Below are 17,515 nucleotides of genomic sequence, written 5' to 3'. Positions count from 1 at the left end.
AGATACTGATGAGCAAACAAGTGGGGTTTTATTACAATCAGAACTATTGTATTGGCTGTCAGGCCTGTGAAACGGCCTGCAAAGTGAAAAATAAGCTGGCGCCCGGCATCAGATGGCGAATTGTCGATCACTTTGAAACCAAGGCTAACGGGCGGCAGGTCGACCGGTATCTGTCCCGGGCCTGCATGCATTGTGAAAAACCGGCCTGTGTCCGGGTCTGCCCGGTGAAGGCTTTTAGTAAAAGGCCGGCAGACGGGATTGTAATTCAGAATCACGAAAAATGTGTTGGCTGCCGCGCCTGCGTTTATGCCTGTCCGTATAAGGCAATTGCCTTTAGCCAGCGGGAAATAAAGGCATCCAAATGCGATCTGTGCCTGGATAACCGGCAGCAGGGCGAGGCGCCGGCCTGTGTCCGCGGCTGTCCGCTGCAGGTGCTGCAGGCCGGGGAGCTCAACCGCATGGACAAGGCGGGGGCCACCGGGGACTGTCCGGGATTTTCGCGAAACGCAACCGGGCCGGCTATGCGCTTTGCCCCGGAAAAAAGGGCCGGCTCATGACTGAAGATAAGCAGGCCTTTTTTCTGGACGGCAGCAGTTTACGCATTATGTTTAGCCGGCGCGAGTGTATTTATGATTTCCTCCGGCGTTTGTTTTTGACCGGGCCGAACCGGGATTTGCTGTCGTCCCTGATTGAACTGACTGCCGGGCAACCAGCGGCTGATACCGGGGCAGGACCTGTCTGGGAACAGAATTTTATCTGTTTTTTGCAAGCCCTGGAGCCGGACCGGACCGAGCGGCTGAGTGCAATCCTCCAGCCCGAATTTACCCGTCTGTTTATCGGCCCCCGCCATGTGCCGGCCCCGCCTTACGAGTCCGTGTACCGGTCGCCGGCCCGGGCGCTGATGCAGGAGACAACCCTGGCAGTCCGGAAAAAATACCGGGCTGCCGGCCTGCTGGTGCGGAATTTCAATCGTGAACCCGATGATCATATTGGTTTGGAACTGGAATTTATATACTACCTTAACCAGCAGGCGGCGGCAGCTCTGGCGCGGCAGCAAGCGGCCGCCGTGCTGGCGGCCATTGACCGGCAGCAGCAATTTCTGGCTGAGCACCTTAGCCAGTGGGTGCCTGCGTTCTGTGGGGATATCGCCGCGAATACCGGTCAGGATTTTTTCCGGAAGCTGGCTGGGTTTATGGCCGGATTTATTAGGGAAGACCTGGCGCAGGTGGATTTGTTAAAGCGGGCAATCGCCGGCCGGGACTGTGGCTGAGAAGGGGAGCAATATGATTCTTTCACGTGTTTATGCCGGCGCAAACTAAAATATTAGAGGGAGTGGATAATATGAGTTACCTGCAAACCGCCCAAGAGTTATATAAGGAAGCGGCCCTTACGCCGCAGCCCGGTCTGTGCTGCGTGACGAGTCAGGCCAGATATTTGCCGGAGCTGGTGATTCCGGAGGTTATGGAGGAAATGAATTATGGCTGCGGCACTACGGTGCATTACGGCGATCTTAACGCCGGCGAGACGGTTTTGTATGTCGGCGTGGGCGGGGGGCTGGAAGCGCTGCAGTTTGCTTATTTTACCCGCAGGTCCCAGTCGGTTATCGCCGTTGACAGTGTGCCGGAGATGCTGGCCCGGGCCGAGGAGAATTTCCAACTGGCAGCTCAGGCGAATAAGTGGTTTCGGCCGGATTTTGTGAAGCTGGTCCGGGGCAACGCCCTCAGCCTGCCACTGGCAAACGATAGCGTCGACGTAGCCGCGCAGAACTGCCTGTTTAATATTTTTAAAGAAGAGGAACTAAAGCGGGCTATCAGTGAAATGTACCGGGTTTTAAGGCCTGGCGGCCGGCTGTACATATCAGATCCGATTACGTCCCAGCCGATCCCGGCGCATTTGCGGGAGGATGAACGGCTGCGGGCGATGTGCCTGTCGGGAGCTCTTGCTTATCAGGCTTACCTGGACAAATTTGTTGATGCCGGCTTTGGCACAATTGAGGTCCGGTCCCGCCGGCCGTACCGGATTCTGGACAAAGGGCGCTACGGGATAAACGAAGATATTCTACTGGAATCGCTGGAGCTTGTTGTTTATAAAAATCCGGTGCCGGCAGACGGGGCCTGCGTATTCGCGGGCGAGACGGCAATCTATGCCGGGCCGGACGAAGCCTATGACGATGGGAAAGGCCATGTCATTCAGCGCGATGTGCCCCTGCCGGTCTGCCAAAAAACAGCCGGCAATCTGCGGGCGCTGAAGCGGCCGGACCTGTTCATCACCAAGGCCACTTATCATTATGGGGGCGGCGGCTGCTGCTAGCCGGAAAGGCGGGACAAATATGGAAATGAAAAAATATATTGCTGAGTTTATTGGTACGTTCTTCCTGTTGTTTGTCGGCACAGGCGCGATCATTGTCAATCACCTCGCCCAGAATGCACTGGGCCATATTGGCATCGCGCTGGCGTTTGGCTTTGTCATTGTTGTTCTGATTTATGCCTGCGGGCATATTTCAGGTGCCCATTTTAACCCGGCGGTCACACTTTCCTTTTTCGCTGTGGGTAAATTCAGCCCCGGCCAGGTTGCGCCTTACATCATTAGCCAGTTATTGGGCGCATTAAGCGCGAGTACCGTGCTGCGGCTGCTGTTTGGCAATTTGTATGATCTGGGCGGTACGTTTCCTTCGCTGCCGGTGGGTCAGCACCTTATCGGCGTGTCTTTTGCCATTGAGTTCATCTTTACTTTTTTCCTGATGTTTGTCATTATCAGTGTTGCCACCGATGCCCGGGCGGAGGGCAGCTTCGCCGGGCTGGCCATTGGCCTGACTGTTTTTATTGGCGCTGCGGTGGCCGGACCGGTCTCCGGCGGTTCTTTCAATCCGGCCCGTTCCATTGCGCCGGCTGTTATATCCGGCAACCTGGCACACCTCTGGCTGTATATTGTGTCACCGGTGTTAGGCGCGGTTTCCGCGGCCGTCATTTATAAGTTTCTGGAAGTTCCGCAATTGCGTAAGCAGTGCAGTAACTAACCACAGGCAAAGGAGCGGATAAGATGGAAAGACAAAAAGCATCTCTTACCGGTGGGGTTATGGCGGCGGCCATAACCCTGTTTCTATGGTGGCAGGCAATTGCCGGCGGTGCAGCCGCCGGCAGCAATAACGGCCCTGCGGGTTATGCCGCCAGGGCGGCGCTTATTAACCCGGCAGTGCTGCAGGTGCTGCTGGCGAATAAAAAGGTTAAAGTGATTGATGTCAGGCCGCCGGAGCAATACCAAGCCGGGCATATTCCCGGGGCCATAAATATGGGGGTGAGTGATTATGCCGGTACCCCGGGAACGATTCCGGAGCTTGGCCACCTGGCGGCGGTGCTGGGCAAGCGGGGAATTACAAATCAGGATACCCTGGTTCTATATGCCGGCAACGATAAACACGGGCCGGCATATAGTGCTCATTTATGGTGGCTGCTGGACATGGCCGGCCATTATAAGGTAAAGCTGCTGGACGGAGGTTTGCGTGCTTGGGAAACGGCAGGGTACGGAATAACCGACAGGGCCGCGGCGGCCGCGGCCGGCCATTTTCAGATCATTGGACCGGAAACCGGCAAATTAGCGGTAATGGCCGAGGTACTGGCGGCTGTGGAGCAGCCTGATCCCGGCACGGTTATTCTCGATGTCCGGGAATGGCCGGAGTTCGCCGGTGCCGTTCAGGCCCCGGGGGCGGCCAGGCCGGGACGGATCCCCGGGGCCGTGTGGCTGTACTGGGCCGATACTCTAAACGGTGATCAAACCCTTAAAACTGCCGGCGAATTGAAGCAATTATTCGCAGCCAGGGGCGTTACGCCGGATAAAAGAGTTATTATTTATTGTCAGGCCGGTGTTCGTGCCGCTCATACCGCCTATGTGCTAAGCGAGCTGCTCGGGTACAAACAGGTACAAAATTACGCAGGGTCCTGGGCGGAGTGGAGTCGAAACAGGGAATTGCCGGCAGACAGCGGCCGGATTGCCGGGCAGGAACAAGGCGGCAGTCCTAATTTGAGACAGGCGGCAGGCCTGTGAGTCTCCCCGTAAAGGATCTTACGGCCTGTTAAACCTTGCGATCAGGCAATCCAGCGGCCGGATGACCGGGTTCAGGGTACAGGCGTAGCAAAACGGGACAAAAGGTGAAAATCTGTCCTGATTTGAATCTTGACGGGGGGCGTAAATGGTGCAATACTCAAAGCAACAAAGCCAACAGGAGGGACTATCATGCCATTCACATTACAGGCGGCGACGGCCGTATGGAATAAGATCCAGCAAGGCGACCAGACAGCCACTTCGTTAACGGCATTTATGGGCAATCTGGCCATGGATTTGGCAGACTATCAATCCCACCAGGATATAGAAAAAAAGCTAAGAGAGATTTTTCAGCAGGCCGGCGTGGAATACCCGGAGTCCACCCATGTGCTGCATCTGAAAACAACACTATTGACTGCGCTGAGCCGGCTTGATGCCGGCTAGCGGTAAACGCTAGACCGTTATGTGCTGGTCCTGTAATCCCTATTGCGGCGGCTGTAAGCCGCCTAAGGAAAAACCGGCCCCCTGCCCGGCCTGTGGCACCTATAATTTCCCCGAACGCAAGAACTGCAAGCAATGCGGCGCAGACCTGCCGCCGCCGAAAGCACGGCCAACCGTTATGTGCCTATATATTGGGAAACTGTGTGCGAATCCCTGTAACAAGCATAAAAAGCCATCGCAGGACGGGCTGGTAAAAACCTGTAAATGGCATACGCCTCCCGCCGGCATGGCCGGTCCGGCTGCCGGCGGTGAAGACGGCACAGAATAGGCGGCTGTACCGGCTTTGGCTGTAGCGTTCCAGCGGGGCGGCAGCCTGTTTGCCGGCGGTTTATTCTATACCAAAGGAGAGTGGGAAGTGGAATATCCGTCTTTTACAAATACAGAATTCGGCAGCGAGACGATTATAATGAACAAAGGGGAATATGTGCTGCTTAATATGGTGGATAAAACCAGTGTTCCTTTGGGGAAAACGACGGAAGCAGCCAAACAGAAGCTTGTTGCCATCAATAAAGGACAGTTCGCCTGTTAAATACTGTGAGCTAATACAGTACTAATGACGAATTTTGTCAAAAAATATAGCTACTACATACTTTCTTAACAGGACTTATGGCGAACGTATTAGAATAATACATAATTACAAGAGAGTTCCGAGTTGTCATATCCCCCTGGGGGAGGTGATGACCGAAAGGTATGAAAAGTAATTTTTGTGCCTGCCCAATTGTGCGAAGGAAGTCTGGAAAAACCAGGCTTCTTTTTTTATATGTGTATTAATTCTCAATCTGCGGTCATGCGTGCCGTCCAAGCAATTTGCAGTATTTTATAAATCTGTCTGTTAGAAAAAATAAGGGGGAGCTGTAGTTGATGGTTATGAAGCACACTCATGATGTCTCAGGCTTACAGACCGGGTACTTTATTGCTAACAGGGGGCTACTCTCACGGGAACGGTGGCAGGCCATACTGCGATGTAAGCAGGATTTTCTGCAGAATGAAGCAGAAGATCCGCGGAATTACCCGTACATGGACCAGGAAGTCGCCGCCTCGTGGATCAGATCCCGTAAGTGGGGGGTGAATCCTTATTCGGTAGTTACCAATTCCAATTTAAGCCCGCAAAAATTATCTGAAATTTTAAACAAAAATCATGCTCTGATTGAGGCAACCAAGAATCTGGCCCAAACATTTAAAAAAATTATCGTCGAGTGTGGCTACATCTTTTACTTATTCGACATAGACGGCGTTATCCTGCTGAATGAAGGCAGCCTGGAAAGCTTCACCTCGCTGCCTGAATATGATTCCCGGACAGGTATTGTTGCCAGTGAGGATGCGGAAGGGACTACGGCCCATGAACTGTGTTTCCGTCTTAAACGGCCTGTGCAGCTGCTGGGGCCGGAGCATTACTGTGTGGCCTTTCAAAACAGTATTGCCTCGGCGGTGCCAATCACAAATGAAGCAGGCGAGATTCAGGCCGCCCTGGTGCTGGTCAGTCAGCCGCTGCTGAATACGCCGGAAGAAGAAACCCTTAAAAAGCTGGGGCCCCATAGCATGGGTTTGCTTATTTCTATGGCTATGGTCATTGAGAACCAGCTCTACCTGAAAAGGGCCAATGCTGCTTTATATGTTGCCAATGAAAGGGCCGATGCCTTCAACCGGCAGATGCAGATTAACCAGGATAAGGTTGCCACTATGAATAATGTACTGACGGCTATGCTGGCGTTTATTGACGACGGCGTTGTCGCCATTGACGCCGACGGGCAGATCCTGTATATCAATCCGGCCGGTACCCGGATTCTGAAGCTTAGAGCCGAAGAGGCACATAACCGCAATATCAATGAATTTCTTGGCAACAATTCCTCTTTGCTGGCGTTAGTGAAAAAAGGTGAGAGTGTTTCGACGGAAGAAAGGCTGTGCGTGGGGGCCGACAGAAGCTTCTATCATGTCAGTATCCGGCCGGTGCTAAACCAGTATACCCAGGAATTAGAGGTCGCCCTGTTAAAAATCAGTGGGGCGGAAAAGGTCGCCATTCAGCAAAACAGCAGGGCCGGCAGTACGTCTGCCTATACCTTTGCAGATATTATCAGTGAGAATAAGGAGTTTAAAAAAAGTATGGCTTTGGCGCGGCGCTTTGCCAGTTCACCGGAGAACATTCTGGTGGTGGGGGAAAGCGGGACAGGCAAGGAACTGTATGCCCAGGCCATCCATAATGTGTATTGCCCGCAAGGCCCGTTTATGGCCGTAAACTGTGCGGCTATGCCCCGGGAGTTAATTGAAAGCGAACTGTTTGGGTATGAAGGCGGCAGTTTTACCGGTGCCGAACGGAGCGGCAGAGCCGGTAAGGTTGAACTGGCCCATGGCGGCACCCTCTTTCTCGATGAGATTGGCGACATGCCGCTGGAGGTGCAGGCTGTGTTACTGAGAACGCTGGAAGACAAGCAAATCATGCGGGTTGGCGGCAGCCGTTCCAAGAAAGTTGATTTCAGGCTGATTGCGGCTACCAACAAAGATATTTATAAAATGGTAAAAGAAAATCTGTTTCGCGAGGACCTTTACTTCCGCTTATCGGTACTGACAATTAATATCCCGCCGCTGCGGGAGCGCGGCAACGACATTAAACTCCTCAGTGAATTTTTCGTGGAAAACTATTGCCGGAAACAAGGCTGGCAGGTTCCCAAACTCAGCCCGGCAGCGCAGAAAAAAATCAATGAATACCAATGGCCCGGCAATGTGCGGCAATTGCAAAACGCAATGATTTATGCGGTAAATACTGCCCAGGGTGAGCTGATTAAGCCGGAAAATCTGCCCAACTACATTATTCTGGAAACCTGTCCGCTGAAGATAGAGGAGTTTACAAACCGCAAAGGCCAGGCCGGCGAGCTGCTCTGCCTGGAAAACCTGGAGAAAGTTGCGATACAAACGGCGTTGCTGCATGCCGATAATTATGTGCCGGGCGCAGCCCAGATCCTGGGCATCAGTCGCTCTACCCTGTACAGAAAACTGAAAGACTATGACATTGAATATTAATATACTGGCTGGTGGCAGAGGGGCTGTCACCCTAAGCGAGCCTCCAAAGCACAGAAATGACGGCAACCGGCCGTAGCCGGGAGCCGTCCGTTTGGAAAATCAGGTTTGTGAAATACCGGCAATTACAGCAGCTTATACAACCAGCGAGAGTGGAGCACTTAGGCCGGGGCAGAAGGCTGCAGGCCCTGCCGCCAGCTGTTTGCAGGGGGAATTTAAAAGCGCAGTGCAAGGTTGTTATACCCTACACATGCGCTTGGCTTTGATGTCTGCTATAGCCTCACGGCCAATCAGCCGGCCCGGCCTGGTCGGCAAGGCGGTCAAACCGGCAATGGAAGCAGGGGGACGTTCATTTTGCTTCTCTAATTAGTTACTGCAATTCTTTTGTCAACTCCTGAATTTGTGCGGCTGTTAGTTCTGTTAAGTCCATAATGTCTGCCGGTGTGTGGCCGCGAAGCAACAGCTTGCGGGCGACTGCAAGTTTGCCTTCCAGCCTGCCTTCCAGTTGAGCCCGGCGATGACTTTCGGCGAGGGCAATCTCAATATTGGAAATCATGGCTTCCACCTCCTCGGGTTCTACTTCATTCAGGATAGAGTCAATTTGATTATGCAATGCCGGGGTGATACGCGGTTTGAGCACATGCTTCAACCAAACGGTAAATTGCCGGAAATCATCCGGGTGCATACACCGCAGGCCGTTCATCAAGATCCGCAGGCGGGTAATAATGTCGTCATCCTGCCTGACTGTGCGGTCAAGCAGAAATACACTGGCGATAAGCCCGGCCATGTTGCGGAGGTCATCTTCCTGATAGCGGTTGATGTCCAGCAGAATATAAGAAAAGTCCAGTAAGTGGCTGCCAAATTGATTATGACCTGCCAGCATCTCTTTGAACTGTCCGGGAGCCCGCCAGTTGTCTGTACCATTATAGAGGACAATGGGGATAATGGCAGGCAACCGGTAATCTTTTTTCTCCCGTTCCTGAGAGGGAATATTATTGAAGCTGTTCCGCCAGATTTCAGTCATGTAGAGCAGGAGGCGGAATGGCATGAGGTAATCAACGGTGGATTGCAGTTCCAGCAAACAATAAAAGATAATGTTGTTAGATCCTGTTTTCATTTCATAGACAATATCGGCTTCTTTTTCGGTAAAGTCTTGCAGGATATAGGATTTTTCTACCCGGACCAGGTTTTCTTCCCGGAGGTCGGCGGTCCACTCTTCCCGCACAAAGGTTTTGAGCAGGGCGAGAAAGGTCCGCTTATTGGATAGCAGCTGCTTATAGCCTTTATCATGGGCATGGTGCGAAGTATTAGAGGTATGATCAGCCGGCATGGTATCACATCCTTACCTTGAGTATAGCATAAGCGGGAGGAGGGAGGCAAGATGAACCAGGGGGACGGCGCAACCGCAGGGTTTCCACCCTTCTCCTGGCAGAGGGTGCGCACGGGGTGCTCAAGCAGGAACGGGGCTTCTGCTGTTTCCGTGTTCTTTGCTTATAAAAGGTGTGCTGCTTGGCATTTTTTTTTAAAACGTTAGCGACAAGCCTTTTTTATTTGTCTTGAAAATGTAGACACCGGGTAAGGTTATGCCGGCGGCAAGGAAGGTCAGTCCTGGTTTTGGCCAATCCTAAAATGATATTATGCTCCCAAATATAGACTGAGGGTTTGCCGACAGACTTCCTGCCTTTTGCCCCTGTACGCTTCCACCCGGGGATCTCAAAAAGAGAAATCGATTGAGGCGGCCGCTGCCGGTAAATAACGCTGTCAGGCCTGATAATAAGCGGGCTCTACGGGGATTGTACATGCTGGCATGATTATTGCTAATAAATCAGCTATAAGGAGGTGATCTGCATGGCTGACAACAAAAGCACCGAGGAAAAAGCTCAACAGTCCGAGCAGGCTGAGAAAGAGCAAACTGCCGCTAAACCTCAATTGCCGGCATCAGCACGGAAACCGGGACAGAACTATTCCACACCCAAGGTTAACAAATAACCAGGGTATTGCTTGGGCGCCTGTTATGATACAATCGGCGCCTGCTGTTTGGCTGGGGCCGGAGATAAAGACGCCTTTGGCCAGGTTTCGGCTGAGGAAGGATAACAGGCGCGGATGAGCCCGGAGGGCCGGCGGAGTCCCGGTGCGGACGAGCGTGGCCGGGGCTATTATGGTGATCCCATAATAGTATTGTGTTCGCAAAAGAGGACTGGCCCATGGCTGGGTGTTTTTCCTGCATTGGCGACGGCAAGGCAGAATGTATGGCTCCCAAAAAGAGATCATCCCGTTTGGACCTGGCAAAGGAAAAAAGCTGAGTAATCCTGGTAGAAAGCCACTTTATAAAAGGATAAGCATGCTGGCATGGTTGTTGCATTAATACTGGCCGGGAGATACAGGCAAACCGGAGGAGGGTTCGGGGCAGCGGCTGTAGACACCAATTAAGCGGCCAAAATAACCGCTGGCGGGACGGCTGGTCCGGCAATGCCTAAAGGGGGTGGTGGCAGGTACTAGGGTTGGGCAATACATAAGCGAGTTTTGAAAGGGTTGGTGAGATTATGAAAAAAGAATGGAAGCAACAACACGAAGACGGGAGTTATACAGTCCGAACTTGTGGCTGGTCGCCCCCGGGAGATCACCCGGTAGGCTGCGGCATGAAATTACATGTTAAAGACGGCAAGCTGGTCAAAGTCGAGGGGGACCCTGAACATCCCATCAGCCAGGGCCGGCTGTGTGTCAGGTGTTTATCCCTGCCGGAATTCGTACATCACCCTGACCGGATCATTTATCCCATGAAGCGGGCCCCGGCAGACCGGGGCCAAGACAAGTGGGAGAAAATCACCTGGGATGAAGCCTGGGATATCATTGTGGAAAAGGTAAACGGATTTAAGCAAAATCATGGGGCCGAGTCGATCGTCGTGTTCGGCGGTACCGGCCGGGAAGCCTGCCTGTATTATTATCCGCTTGGTTTTTCGTCGCTCCAAACCCCGAATGTCTGTTATCCGCTCAGCGGCTGGTCCTGCTACGGACCTCGCTGCGCAATTACCGACTATATCCTGGGGGCCGGCTATCCGGAAATTGATTTTGCCGGTCACTATCCGGACCGTTATGACAATCCTGCCTATAAAGTACCTGAATACCTGGTGCTGTGGGGCAAAATGCCATTATGGTCAAACCCCGATGGCTTCTATGGCCATTCGATCGTTGACATGATGAAGCGGGGGACCAAGATCATCTCGATCGATCCCAGATTGAACTGGCTTTCGGCCCGGGCGGAATACTGGATGCAGCTGCGGCCGGGAACAGATACTGCGCTGGCCCTCGGCTTCCTTAATGTCATCATTAACGAAGATCTCTATGACCACAAGTTTGTTGAAGACTGGTGCTATGGTTTTGAGCAGCTTAAAGAACGGGTGCAACAATACCCGCCGGCCAAGGTTGCCGAGATTTCCGGCATACCGGCCGCCAAGATCATTGAATGTGCGAGAGCCATGGCGACGGCCAAACCGACTGCCATCCAATGGGGACTGGCGGTTGACGAAAATCCCAATGGTGTTCAGCTTGGTCATGCCATCCTGTCGCTGTCAGCCATTACCGGCAACCTCGATGTGCCTGGCGGCATCACCTTAGGGCCACCCGCAGCCCTGCTGGGAAAATGGCGGGTGGAAACCCGGTCTCAGATTTCAGAAGAGCTGTGGGACAAGCGGATCGGGGCCAAGGAATGGCCGGCCCTGAGTACTGCCCTGGCGACTACGCATCCGGATGAAACCCTTGATACTCTGGAAACAGGCAAACCTTATAGGCTGAGAATGGGTTGGTTCAACAGCAGCAATTTTATTACCCCCACCAATTCGGCGGCTCCCCAAAGATGGTATGAGGCACTGAAAACGCTGGAATTCAATGTGGTCCAGGATTGCTTTATGACGCCGACGGCCATGGCGTTCGCCGATGTATTCCTGCCGTTGCCGACCTTTGCCGAGCACGATGGCGTAGTGCTTACTCACTTTGGCCGGAATGCGATCTTTGTCGGCGCGATGAACAAAGCGTTCTCGGTTGGAGAATGCAAGTCCGACATTGAAGTTTGTATGGAACTGGGCAAACGCCTCAACCCGGAAAACTGGCCGTGGGCAAGTGTGGAAGAGTTCTTCAGTGACCAGCTCAAGCCAGAGCTGGGTATTGACTTCAACGGCCTGCGGGAAGCCGGCGTGTTCCAGCCGGGGTATACGTACCGGAAACACGAGCAAGGCCTGCTGCGTTATGACGGCGAGCCTGGTTTCAATACGGTGACCGGCAAGGTTGAGCTTTGCTCGACCCTCTTTGAAGAGTGGGGCGAAGATCCGCTGCCTTACTATAAAGAACCGCCATACAGCCCGGTAAGTACACCGGAGCTTGCCAAGGAATATCCACTGGTGCTTACCACCGGAGCCCGGAAGGTTACCTCTTTCCACTCTGAGCATCGCCAGATTAAAAGCTTGCGCGATATTGACCCGGATCCAATTATGGAAATCAATCCGCAAACTGCTGCCAGCCTGGGGATTAAGGAAGGCGACTGGGTCTATATTGAAAACCAGTTTGGCAAGTGCAAGGAAAAGGCTCATTTGATGCCGGCCATTAAACCCGATGTTGTTCATGCCACTCATGGCTGGTGGTTCCCGGAAGAAGAAGCGGAAGAGCCTAGCCTGTATGGGGTGTGGAAATCGAATATCAACACACTAATCCCTCATAAGCACATTGGGAAGCTCGGCTTTGGTGCTCCTTTCAAGAGCATACTCTGCAAGGTGTATAAAGCAGAAGATTAAGAAGATAAATTTGAATGGAGGGATAAGGATGTCGCGTAATGGCTTAATGATTGATTATGAATATTGCACAGGCTGCCATAGCTGCGAGGTTGCCTGCCGGAATGAAAGAAATATCCCTAAGGACAAATGGGGGATCAAGATGACGGAAGTGGGTCCCTGGAATGTAGAAGGCGATAAGTGGGAATGGAATTTTGTTCCTGTTCCTACCCAGCTCTGTGATTTATGTGAAGACCGGGTGGCCAAAGGTGAGAAGCCGGCTTGCGCTCTTCACTGCCTGGGTCAGTGCATGGAAGTGGGACCGGTGGAGGAACTGGCCAAAAAGATGGCAGATAAAGGCAAAAAGGTAGTAATGTTTGTGCCGTAAGGCGAGAGCGCTCAGCCGTAGCCTGAGGCCTTTATAAGCGAGCTCCAGTGCCATGACTGGTCCCGGGCCGGGACCGTTGTGGCATTGTGTTTTTAATATCCTGGCAGCGAATCGGTTTACAGGCAGCTGCAGCGGACAAGCCCGGGCCTATTCCTAATTTGATACAGGCTTGCAAAACAGAGCAGCTTGCTTTCGCCTGTTTTTCCTGGCATGAACAGGAATTAAGGATTGGAAAATCCTAAAAAGAGATTGTAACCCTACTGCCGGCCGCCGGGGAAAACTAGCGCCGGCCCTGATTATAAGCTGGTTCTGACGGTATTTAATTTCTTTGGCATACTTATTGCGAGATTACTTTGACGACAATGCAGTGGCAAGCATTGTTAATCAGGGCTCAGGGGAGGTGGTTGCGGGGCAGCAATGCCGGAAAGCAGCTGAAACGTTAGGACTATATAGTTAAGGAGGTACTACATAATGTGTTTTCGACCAGCTTCATTATCCAAGCCGACAGAGTGTCCGAATTGCAAGAAGAAAGTCTCGGCAATGGCCGGTATTAAGCAGAAGAAGTGTCCTTTTTGCGGAACCGAGTTACCCACTGACAATGCAGAAAAGAAGTAGAGTATTTCTGATATGAGAGTTGATATAGGATATCTTAGGGGGAATGAGGCAGGCCAATATGCAGTAAGGCCTGCCTCTATACAGCATTTTTCCACCATTAATTAATCATAGCAATATTACCCGGGAAAGTTTACATTGTTAAAAGCAACAGCTAGTGTCTAGTAAGGAATAGCAAGGATTACAAGCGAAAAGAGGGAGAAAAATGTCAGAACAAAAGTATAATCGCTGGCTGATCCTGGTCGCCGCGATCATAACCAATATCTGTATAGGGACTTTATATGCCTGGAGTGTCTTTTCCCTGCCCTTGGGTAAGGTATTTGGCTGGCCGGCAACGGCCATTGCCCTGGCGTTTACGATTAACCACGCTCTGAGTCCTGTTGCCATGATCGGCGGCGGTTATATCCAGGACCGCTTAGGCTCTAAAGCCAATGTTATTATCGGCGGTATTATGTTTAGCGTCGGTTTATTTATTACTGGTTTTGTAGCCAGCGTGGAAATGCTCTATTTTACCTATAGCGTTCTGGCCGGAATCGGCGGCGGGGTTGTTTATGCGGGAACCTTAGGCAATACTGTCAAATTCTTTCCTGACAGGCGAGGTTTGGCTTCCGGCCTGGTGGCAGCCGGGTATGGCTCGGGGGCCACGATCGTTGCGCCGATTGCCGGTTCCATGATTATCAGCGTGGGGGTGCTTACCACCTTTAAAATCCTGGGTGTTGTCTTTTTTGTCATTATTTTTCTCTGCTCATTGGTTATTAAGAAAGCACCACCAGGCTTCAAACCGGAGGGCTGGACGCCGCCGGTGGCTGTCACTGCTTCCCGGCCGGCGGCGTCCGATCTGACCTGGACCCAGATGCTGCGGGATAAAATCTGGTGGGTGGTTCTGGTTATGCTCACCTGCGGCGCTATGTCCGGCCTGATGATCACAGCCTTTGCCTCGCCCATCGGCCAGCAGATGTTTAAACTGACGCCAATGGATGCGGCCTTCTTTGTCAGTCTGGTTGCGATCTCCAATGCCCTGGGGCGGGTAGCCTTTGGGTATATATCAGATAAAATCGGCCGTTCCAGCACCATCATGGTCATGTACGTCATTTCGGCCTTGGCCATGCTGAATCTGGCTTTTACCGGCTCGGTAGCCGGGTTTGCCGTTTCCGGGATCGGGGTTGGCGCCGTCTTTGGCGGGTTCATGAGTACTATGCCGTCAATTATAAGTGAAAGGTATGGTTTGAAAAATTTCGGGGTTAACTATGGGATCACCTTTATTGGTTTTAGTTTAGCGGCGATATTCGGCCCGATGACGGCGGCAACGGTCCGGGTCGCCACCGGCAATTATGAGCAGGCTTTCTGGATTGCGTTAGGGCTGAATGTACTGGGCCTGCTGTTTGCGCTGCTATTCAGGGCCCTGGATAAACGGGACGGCCAGATCCGTGCCGGCACAGCCGGTGCTATGTAGAAGTAACAGCAGTTTTACTGCCTTACTTGCAGTGACATTGGTCATTGCGTACCTCAACGGGTAATCAATCACCAATGCCATATTTAATGAAAACAATTCAGCAAATCAAATTGAAGGAGAGTTTGCATGGGGGAGCAGAAAACACCGGGCGATGGTCAGAACGGCTTGACTGGTCTGGCAGCAGCAGGGGAGAAACCAACCAGACAGCGGGTGGTCGTGATACTCATCCTGCTGGTGACATTGTTAGTTGCGTATCTGGACAGGGTCAATATATCCGTACTGGTTGCCGACGACACCTTTCTCCAGGAGATGGGCATCCAGGGCGATGCCCTGGCAATGGGCTCATTGATGTCGATGTTTTTGTTTACGTATGCCATTACTAATGCATTGCTAAGTCCGCTGGGCGATTTATGGGGACCGCGTAAGGTAATGTCGGTAGCGATTGTTTTATGGATAGTTTCCTGTATTTACGGCGGCCTTGTGTCTACCTTTGCCGGCATGGTTGCAGCCCGCTGTATCCTGGGCTTAGGCGAAGGCATGCATTGGCCGATGCAGATGAAATATGTAAAAAACTGGTTCCCGCCGCAGGAGCGGGCCCGGGCAAATTCAACCTGGCTGATTGGTTTAACAGCCGGACCGGCGTTAGCCATGCCTTTTATGGTCTGGGTTATCGGGGCCTGGGGCTGGCGGTCCAGTTTTTTCATCCTGGCGGCACTGGGACTGATTCCGCTGGTCCTCATCTGGTTTTTCACTACCGACAGTCCGCGCGAAAGCAAACGGGTCAATCACCTGGAACTGGAGCATATCGAATACGGTTTAAGAGAGGAGGCCGAGGCCCTGGCCACCAGAGCTGCGGCTGATTCCAATTCGGCCTGGGAGAACTGGAAGGGATTTTTGCTCAACTTCGACTACTGGCTATGTGTGATTTTTTATGTTTTCAGTACTTCCGCCTGGTGGGGGCTGGCGACCTGGATTCCCTCCTATCTGAAACAGGCCCTGGGCTTTTCGTGGACGAGTATGGGCTTCTGGGCGAATGCTCCCTATGCCGTAGGGATTGTTGCTCTGATTATTGCCGGCTATGTAACCGATAAGATTGAGCGAAAAGCGACTTTCGGTATCCTGCATATGCTGGGGGCCGCAGTGGGCATTTATTTTGCGGCTCATGCTACCGGGCAGATTGAAGCGGCGCTGTGGCTGATTGTGGCTGTAGCCTCTCTGCTTATCGGCCAGCCCGGTCATTGGGCCATTATCCAAAAGGTTGTGCCGGCCAAGGCCCTGGGGGCCGGCAGTGGCTTTGAGAGCTGTCTGGGCAGCCTGGGGGGAGCCATTACGCCAATGATTGTCGGCTATTTCATCAATATGACCGGCAACTATATGGGCGGGCTGATGTGTTTGGTGGCATTCTGCCTGATTGGCGCGGTAGCGATGATTACGCTCTGGGTTAGAAAAGTATGAGCAGGTGGTTGGCATTGGCAGCCAGACCTGACCAGGATAACCCAAAAGTTAGTTCTATGGTAAAGGGGGAGATTAGCCTGACAGCTAAAGTATATTTTGCCAGGCTGGCAGATGGTGATGCTGTGCAGGCCCAGGTGCAGGCAATGCACCGGCTTTACATGGCAGCCGATGCCGCAGCGATCATCACCGGTAATGATTTCGTGGCTATTAAACTGCATGTGGGGGAAGGGGAGAATAATACCCGCGTCAGGCCTGAACTGATACGGGCATTGGTGGACAAGGTCAAAGCAGCAAACGGAAATCCCTTTTTGACGGAAACCTCAACCCTGTACAAGGGTGAGCGGCATAATGCGGTTAACCATCTGCTGCAGGCCCATCGCCAGGGTTTTGGCATTGAGCAGGTCGGCGCCCCTTTTCTGATGGCTGACGGCTTGCTGGGTAATACCGAATATGAGGTGCCTATCCCCGGGGAGCTGCATAAAACAGTACATGTTGCCAGAGAGCTGATGGGGGTTGATGCGCTGTTCGTGGTCTCTCATGCCACGGGGTGCATTTCCACAGGGTTAGGAGCCTGTATTAAAAACCTTGGCATGGGCTTAGCAAGCCGTAAGGGGAAAAGGCGGCAGCATTCGGCCATACTGCCGGCCATTAAGCCGAGCCTGTGCACCGGTTGCCAAAAATGCCGGCAGTGGTGTCCGGCTGACGCTATTATTGAACAGGCTGGCAAGATGTATATTGCTGACAATCGCTGTATTGGCTGCGGCGAATGTATTGCTGTCTGCCGGTTCGATGCCGTTACCTATGATTTTACTGCCGATGAGGGTTTTCTGCAGAAAAGTATGGCTGAACACGCCTGGGGAGCAGTGATTAATAAGCCGGGTAAATGTTTTTATATTAATGTCTTGCTGAATATGACGAAACACTGCGACTGCCTTGTCAAACAACCGGCTGACAATTTAATACCTGATCTGGGAATTCTTGCCGCCTGGGACCCGGTGGCGATTGACAAAGCAACCCAGGATCTGACGAAAGCTGCTTACGGACATACCTTGGGTCAACTGGCATTTCCTGAACGCAATGCTGCCATTCAGATGGAACATGCGGCCCACATTGGTATGGGATCACTGGAATACGAATTAATTGAGGTATTTTGACAAGTTGGCAGCAGCGGCTTGCCTGCCGCCCCGGGCGCAGTGCAGGCCGCTGGTTTTTATCCGGATAGAAAGGATAACTTTCCCCGGATAAGGGAAACAGCGGCTTCCGCTTGCGCCAAAGGCTCGGCGCAAGTCGTGTTTT

The 17,515-nt window shown here is 52.5% G+C and carries 17 protein-coding genes and 1 riboswitch; of the genes, 16 read left to right on the top strand and 1 reads right to left on the bottom strand.

Annotation, left to right across the window (positions count from 1 at the left end; genetic code table 11):
• The first annotated feature begins 8 nt into the window (after positions 1-8).
• The 10 genes from SPTER_RS15205 to SPTER_RS15160 all read left to right on the top strand — a co-directional run bounded on the left by SPTER_RS15205 (position 9) and on the right by SPTER_RS15160 (position 7,921).
• Complete coding sequence (locus tag SPTER_RS15205; RefSeq protein ID WP_144351154.1) at positions 9-557, top strand: 4Fe-4S dicluster domain-containing protein; 549 nt, start codon at positions 9-11, stop codon at positions 555-557.
• A complete protein-coding gene (locus tag SPTER_RS15200; protein WP_144351153.1) occupies positions 554-1,270 on the top strand; it encodes a TorD/DmsD family molecular chaperone in 717 nt (238 codons plus the stop codon). Before SPTER_RS15205 ends, SPTER_RS15200 begins: the two co-directional genes overlap by 4 nt.
• 71 nt (positions 1,271-1,341) lie before the next feature.
• Positions 1,342-2,310, top strand: coding sequence for an arsenosugar biosynthesis arsenite methyltransferase ArsM (gene arsM, locus SPTER_RS15195; protein WP_144351152.1), 969 nt, complete (start codon positions 1,342-1,344; stop codon positions 2,308-2,310).
• A gap of 19 nt (positions 2,311-2,329) precedes the next feature.
• Positions 2,330-3,016 carry an aquaporin gene (locus SPTER_RS15190; protein WP_144351151.1) on the top strand — a complete coding sequence of 229 codons (687 nt, stop codon included), beginning with the start codon at positions 2,330-2,332 and terminating at the stop codon, positions 3,014-3,016.
• A gap of 23 nt (positions 3,017-3,039) precedes the next feature.
• Positions 3,040-4,041, top strand: a complete 1,002-nt coding sequence (locus SPTER_RS15185; RefSeq protein ID WP_144351150.1) for a sulfurtransferase — start codon at positions 3,040-3,042, stop codon at positions 4,039-4,041.
• Positions 4,042-4,230: 189 nt separating this feature from the next.
• Positions 4,231-4,482 carry a hypothetical protein gene (locus SPTER_RS15180; protein ID WP_144351149.1) on the top strand — a complete coding sequence of 84 codons (252 nt, stop codon included), beginning with the start codon at positions 4,231-4,233 and terminating at the stop codon, positions 4,480-4,482.
• 19 nt (positions 4,483-4,501) lie between these two features.
• A complete protein-coding gene (locus SPTER_RS15175) occupies positions 4,502-4,807 on the top strand; it encodes a hypothetical protein (RefSeq protein WP_144351148.1) in 306 nt (101 codons plus the stop codon).
• Between the two features lie 15 nt (positions 4,808-4,822).
• Positions 4,823-5,068, top strand: a complete 246-nt coding sequence (locus tag SPTER_RS15170; RefSeq protein ID WP_144351147.1) for a hypothetical protein — start codon at positions 4,823-4,825, stop codon at positions 5,066-5,068.
• 104 nt (positions 5,069-5,172) lie between these two features.
• Positions 5,173-5,286, top strand: a riboswitch (molybdenum cofactor riboswitch).
• A 114-nt stretch (positions 5,287-5,400) separates the two neighbouring features.
• Entirely contained in the window at positions 5,401-7,554 is a 2,154-nt protein-coding gene (locus SPTER_RS15165; protein WP_246105631.1) for a sigma-54 interaction domain-containing protein, read from the top strand.
• Positions 7,555-7,645: 91 nt separating this feature from the next.
• Positions 7,646-7,921, top strand: coding sequence for a hypothetical protein (locus tag SPTER_RS15160; protein ID WP_144351146.1), 276 nt, complete (start codon positions 7,646-7,648; stop codon positions 7,919-7,921).
• Here SPTER_RS15160 and SPTER_RS15155 read toward each other — a convergent pair whose 3' ends face one another.
• Positions 7,922-8,881 (bottom strand): Rpn family recombination-promoting nuclease/putative transposase, encoded by a 960-nt coding sequence (locus SPTER_RS15155; RefSeq protein WP_144351145.1) that lies wholly within the window; start codon positions 8,879-8,881, stop codon positions 7,922-7,924.
• A 518-nt stretch (positions 8,882-9,399) separates the two neighbouring features.
• On the opposite strand from SPTER_RS15155, the gene SPTER_RS24815 reads away from it, so the two are divergent.
• The 6 genes from SPTER_RS24815 (at position 9,400) to SPTER_RS15130 (ending at position 17,373) form a co-directional block, all read left to right on the top strand.
• Positions 9,400-9,540: a hypothetical protein gene (locus tag SPTER_RS24815; RefSeq protein WP_170233291.1), complete on the top strand. Its 141-nt coding sequence runs from the start codon at positions 9,400-9,402 to the stop codon at positions 9,538-9,540.
• Positions 9,541-10,094: 554 nt separating this feature from the next.
• Complete coding sequence (locus tag SPTER_RS15150; protein ID WP_144351144.1) at positions 10,095-12,335, top strand: molybdopterin-dependent oxidoreductase; 2,241 nt, start codon at positions 10,095-10,097, stop codon at positions 12,333-12,335.
• Between the two features lie 28 nt (positions 12,336-12,363).
• Positions 12,364-12,699, top strand: a complete 336-nt coding sequence (locus SPTER_RS15145) for a 4Fe-4S dicluster domain-containing protein (RefSeq protein WP_144351143.1) — start codon at positions 12,364-12,366, stop codon at positions 12,697-12,699.
• Between the two features lie 817 nt (positions 12,700-13,516).
• Positions 13,517-14,764, top strand: coding sequence for an L-lactate MFS transporter (locus SPTER_RS15140; protein ID WP_144351142.1), 1,248 nt, complete (start codon positions 13,517-13,519; stop codon positions 14,762-14,764).
• 126 nt (positions 14,765-14,890) lie between these two features.
• Positions 14,891-16,219, top strand: a complete 1,329-nt coding sequence (locus SPTER_RS15135) for an MFS transporter (RefSeq protein WP_246105314.1) — start codon at positions 14,891-14,893, stop codon at positions 16,217-16,219.
• Positions 16,216-17,373 (top strand): DUF362 domain-containing protein, encoded by a 1,158-nt coding sequence (locus tag SPTER_RS15130; protein ID WP_144351141.1) that lies wholly within the window; start codon positions 16,216-16,218, stop codon positions 17,371-17,373. Before SPTER_RS15135 ends, SPTER_RS15130 begins: the two co-directional genes overlap by 4 nt.
• The last annotated feature ends 142 nt before the right edge of the window (positions 17,374-17,515 follow it).

Source organism: Sporomusa termitida, assembly GCF_007641255.1.
In the GTDB taxonomy this organism is placed as follows: domain Bacteria; phylum Bacillota; class Negativicutes; order Sporomusales; family Sporomusaceae; genus Sporomusa; species Sporomusa termitida.
Note: the sequence above shows the minus strand (reverse complement) of the source record. Positions and strands in the feature narration are given on the sequence as shown.

Excerpts from the sequence above, each read along its gene's own strand:
- SPTER_RS15205 (WP_144351154.1), top strand. The coding sequence starts at position 9 with ATGAGCAAACAAGTGGGGTTTTATTACAATCAGAACTATTGTATTGGC.
- SPTER_RS15200 (WP_144351153.1), top strand. The coding sequence starts at position 554 with ATGACTGAAGATAAGCAGGCCTTTTTTCTGGACGGCAGCAGTTTACGC.
- arsM (WP_144351152.1), top strand. The coding sequence starts at position 1,342 with ATGAGTTACCTGCAAACCGCCCAAGAGTTATATAAGGAAGCGGCCCTT.
- SPTER_RS15190 (WP_144351151.1), top strand. The coding sequence starts at position 2,330 with ATGGAAATGAAAAAATATATTGCTGAGTTTATTGGTACGTTCTTCCTG.
- SPTER_RS15185 (WP_144351150.1), top strand. The coding sequence starts at position 3,040 with ATGGAAAGACAAAAAGCATCTCTTACCGGTGGGGTTATGGCGGCGGCC.
- SPTER_RS15180 (WP_144351149.1), top strand. The coding sequence starts at position 4,231 with ATGCCATTCACATTACAGGCGGCGACGGCCGTATGGAATAAGATCCAG.
- SPTER_RS15175 (WP_144351148.1), top strand. The coding sequence starts at position 4,502 with ATGTGCTGGTCCTGTAATCCCTATTGCGGCGGCTGTAAGCCGCCTAAG.
- SPTER_RS15165 (WP_246105631.1), top strand. The coding sequence starts at position 5,401 with ATGGTTATGAAGCACACTCATGATGTCTCAGGCTTACAGACCGGGTAC.
- SPTER_RS15155 (WP_144351145.1), bottom strand. The coding sequence starts at position 8,881 with ATGCCGGCTGATCATACCTCTAATACTTCGCACCATGCCCATGATAAA.
- SPTER_RS24815 (WP_170233291.1), top strand. The coding sequence starts at position 9,400 with ATGGCTGACAACAAAAGCACCGAGGAAAAAGCTCAACAGTCCGAGCAG.
- SPTER_RS15150 (WP_144351144.1), top strand. The coding sequence starts at position 10,095 with ATGAAAAAAGAATGGAAGCAACAACACGAAGACGGGAGTTATACAGTC.
- SPTER_RS15145 (WP_144351143.1), top strand. The coding sequence starts at position 12,364 with ATGTCGCGTAATGGCTTAATGATTGATTATGAATATTGCACAGGCTGC.
- SPTER_RS15140 (WP_144351142.1), top strand. The coding sequence starts at position 13,517 with ATGTCAGAACAAAAGTATAATCGCTGGCTGATCCTGGTCGCCGCGATC.
- SPTER_RS15135 (WP_246105314.1), top strand. The coding sequence starts at position 14,891 with ATGGGGGAGCAGAAAACACCGGGCGATGGTCAGAACGGCTTGACTGGT.
- SPTER_RS15130 (WP_144351141.1), top strand. The coding sequence starts at position 16,216 with ATGAGCAGGTGGTTGGCATTGGCAGCCAGACCTGACCAGGATAACCCA.